General features: G+C 60.8%; 2 protein-coding genes and 2 pseudogenes. 2 read left to right on the forward strand and 2 right to left on the reverse strand.

Translation table 11 applies throughout. The annotated features are described in order from the left end of the window. Positions 1 to 154: 154 nt before the first annotated feature. Positions 155 to 256, reverse strand: a pseudogene (locus NKK50_RS31210) (LysR family transcriptional regulator); the annotation flags it as partial. 575 nt (positions 257 to 831) lie between these two features. Between NKK50_RS31210 and NKK50_RS31215 the strand changes: the two are divergent. Together NKK50_RS31215 and NKK50_RS31220 are read left to right on the forward strand one after the other, a co-directional pair. Next, complete coding sequence (locus NKK50_RS31215) at positions 832 to 1,107, forward strand: acyl carrier protein (RefSeq protein ID WP_023708072.1); 276 nt, start codon at positions 832 to 834, stop codon at positions 1,105 to 1,107. Beyond that, positions 1,108 to 2,313 (forward strand): beta-ketoacyl-[acyl-carrier-protein] synthase family protein, encoded by a 1,206-nt coding sequence (locus NKK50_RS31220; protein ID WP_023708073.1) that lies wholly within the window; start codon positions 1,108 to 1,110, stop codon positions 2,311 to 2,313. Here the strand turns inward: NKK50_RS31220 and NKK50_RS31225 are convergent. Then, positions 2,300 to 2,464, reverse strand: a pseudogene (locus NKK50_RS31225) (LysR family transcriptional regulator); the annotation flags it as partial. The gene NKK50_RS31220 and the pseudogene NKK50_RS31225 sit on opposite strands and share 14 nt — an antisense overlap. Positions 2,465 to 2,735: the final 271 nt, after the last annotated feature.

Genomic DNA, 2,735 nt, shown 5'->3' on the forward strand with positions numbered 1-2,735 from the left:
GACGGACTTGCCGCCGACTGATGAAAAACCGCTCACCGGCAGCGCAAGATCGTTCATGGTGGGTGTGGTCTCCGGGAAATTTCGGATCGGCTTAAGCAACCAAGTCCTACGTCATTTCAACGGGCTTGCGCCCACATCCACCAACCCCCATGAATTTGGTTAGGTTGATGCTGCGTGCCGCCGCCGTGAGGCCGCGCTCGCTAAGCAGCGCGTCGAGAACGACGAGAAGATTCAGATCGAGCCCTTTGAAACGCATGTCTTAGCTATCCATAGCGTGGATGAATTTGATTGAAACAAACGATTTTACCAATTTTCCGGAATGTCGCATGGACCTGGCAGGACCTCACGTGCGCCGATCACTGCCTCTATCGCGTGGCGAGTCCCTTGAGAAGAGCCCGAAATAGGAAATCTGTCGCGTGCGGTGGGGATTGTACTGGGAATGAGAGGCAGCGCTCCGATCATGTCGAACTCTCCGACGAATAGCGGACCGGTACAATAGTTGATCGCAGCTGGTCCGGAGCAATGAAACATCTCGATTACATATGAGGTGCCGAGTGAATACGCTGACAGCACCCACCGTCGCAGCGTTTAGCTGACGTTTGACGACGGTTCCTATCCATTTACACGCAGATTCTTGATGTGCTGGCGCAAAACCGGGAGGCCGGCGACTCTTCTTCGTCATCGGGCTGACGCCGAAGAAGCCGGAGCTCGTCCGGTTCCTATGGGCATTGGGCTTGGTCGGTCGCACAGGCTCTATGAGGAGCAATTTTGGCAACGCGACGCGACTCGGGTTTTGAACGACGCCGAAAACGCAAGCTAGAAAGGAACAAGATGGCAGATCAACTCGCCAACGAAATAATCGCAATGATCAAGAAGCGCGCCGCGTCGGAGGGCGGCATAGCGCCTGCCACGGGCGGCGAGATAACGGCCGCCACCGGACTGACTTCGCTCGGTATCGATTCACTGGGATTGGCGGACGTTCTCTGGGACCTGGAGCAGGCCTACGGCATCGAGATCGAGATGAATACGGCCGAGGCATGGTCGGATCTCCAGAATGTTGGGGACATGGTGGAAGCCGTGCGCAGCTTGCTCGCTACGGGGGTGTGAATGGACAGGCGCGTCGTGATTACTGGGATTGGCGGAATTTGCGGGCTTGGAACCAACGCCGCCGCCATTTGGACAGAGATGCGAGAAGGCCGCTCCGCCATCGGCCCAATCGTCAACTCCGAGTTCCATGAATTGAGGGTCAGGATCGGTGCCGAGATCAAGGCCCTGCCGGAGCATGACATCGACAGCAAGCAACTCATCTCCATGGACCGCTTCAGCCTGCTCGCTGTGCTTGCGGCGCGCGAAGCCATGCGTCAGGCCGGACTTTCCTCCAAAGAGGGAAATAGCTATCGCTTCGGTGCGACGGTGGGCGTTGGCGGCTGCGGGTGGGATGCGATCGAGCAAACCTACCGCGCCATCCTGCTGGGCGGTAAGCGTGCCGCTCTCTTGACTGTACCCAAGGCGATGCCGGGTGCCGCTGCCGGCCAGGTCAGCATGAGTCTCGGCCTGCGCGGGCCGGTCTTCGGCGTCACGTCCGCCTGTTCCTCGGCAAACCATGCGATTGCCTGCGCGGTGGACCAGATCAGGCTCGGCCGGGCCGACGTGATGCTTGCCGGCGGCAGCGAAGCGCCGCTCATATGGGGTGTGCTGAAGGCATGGGAAGCGATCCGCGTGCTTTCGCCCGATACTTGCCGGCCATTCTCGGCCGATCGCCAGGGCCTGTCGCTTGGTGAAGGAGCCGGCATGGCGGTGCTGGAAAGCTACGAGCATGCCCTGGCTCGGGGCGCCACCATCCTTGCCGAAATTGCGGGTGCCGGCCTTTCCGCCGATGCGTCCGGCATCGTCGCGCCGACTGTCGAGGGGCCGGAGGCAGCAATGCGGGCCTGCCTTGCCGATGCCAGGCTGGATGCCGAAGATGTCGACTATCTCAACGCGCACGGCACCGGCACCAAGGCCAACGACCAGATCGAGACGGCGGCGATCAAGCGCGTCTTCGGTCAGCACGCCTTCTCAATGTCCATTTCTTCTACCAAGTCCATGCACGCGCATTGCCTCGGCGCTTCCGGCGCGCTCGAGTTGATCGCCTGCGTGATGGCTATCCGCGAGAGCGTCGTGCCGCCGACTGCCAATTATCGTGAGCTGGACCCCGATTGCGATCTCGACGTCACGCCCAATGTGGCACGCGAGCGCAAGGTGCGCGTGGCACTGAGCAACTCCTTCGCCTTTGGCGGCACGAACGCGGTTCTGGCGTTCAGGCAGGTGTAGAAGCCATGAGAGATGCCTCCGGCAACATTATCTCTCGCATCCAGATGCTTGCCGGATAACTATTGTGAAGGGCGGGTCATTGACCGCCTCGGCGAATGCGGGAAGTGGCAGCGGAAGCTCGACGATCCGGGGGTATCGTCTTTGCGAAATTCTTAACTGTTGAACCGGCTTGGACGTACCGCCGCCCCGTAAAAGGTAAGCGAGGCCCTGCGGGCTCGGCTTGAGGGTCTGAAGCTGTACACGACAAATTTCTGGAAGCCGCAGGGTCGGCTCTGCGCCCGTTATGTCGCCTGAGTGCTGCCGGCCCGGCCGCGCCGCGGGCGCCGTCAACGAACTTCTTGAACCTGCGGACCTTGCCTGTCTTGGCCGACGCTTCGAAGCGCGCGGTCGTGCTGGCCTCCAGATCCGCGACATGCTTGCGC

The organism is Mesorhizobium sp. M0001 (genome assembly GCF_040324255.1).
Taxonomy (GTDB): domain Bacteria; phylum Pseudomonadota; class Alphaproteobacteria; order Rhizobiales; family Rhizobiaceae; genus Mesorhizobium.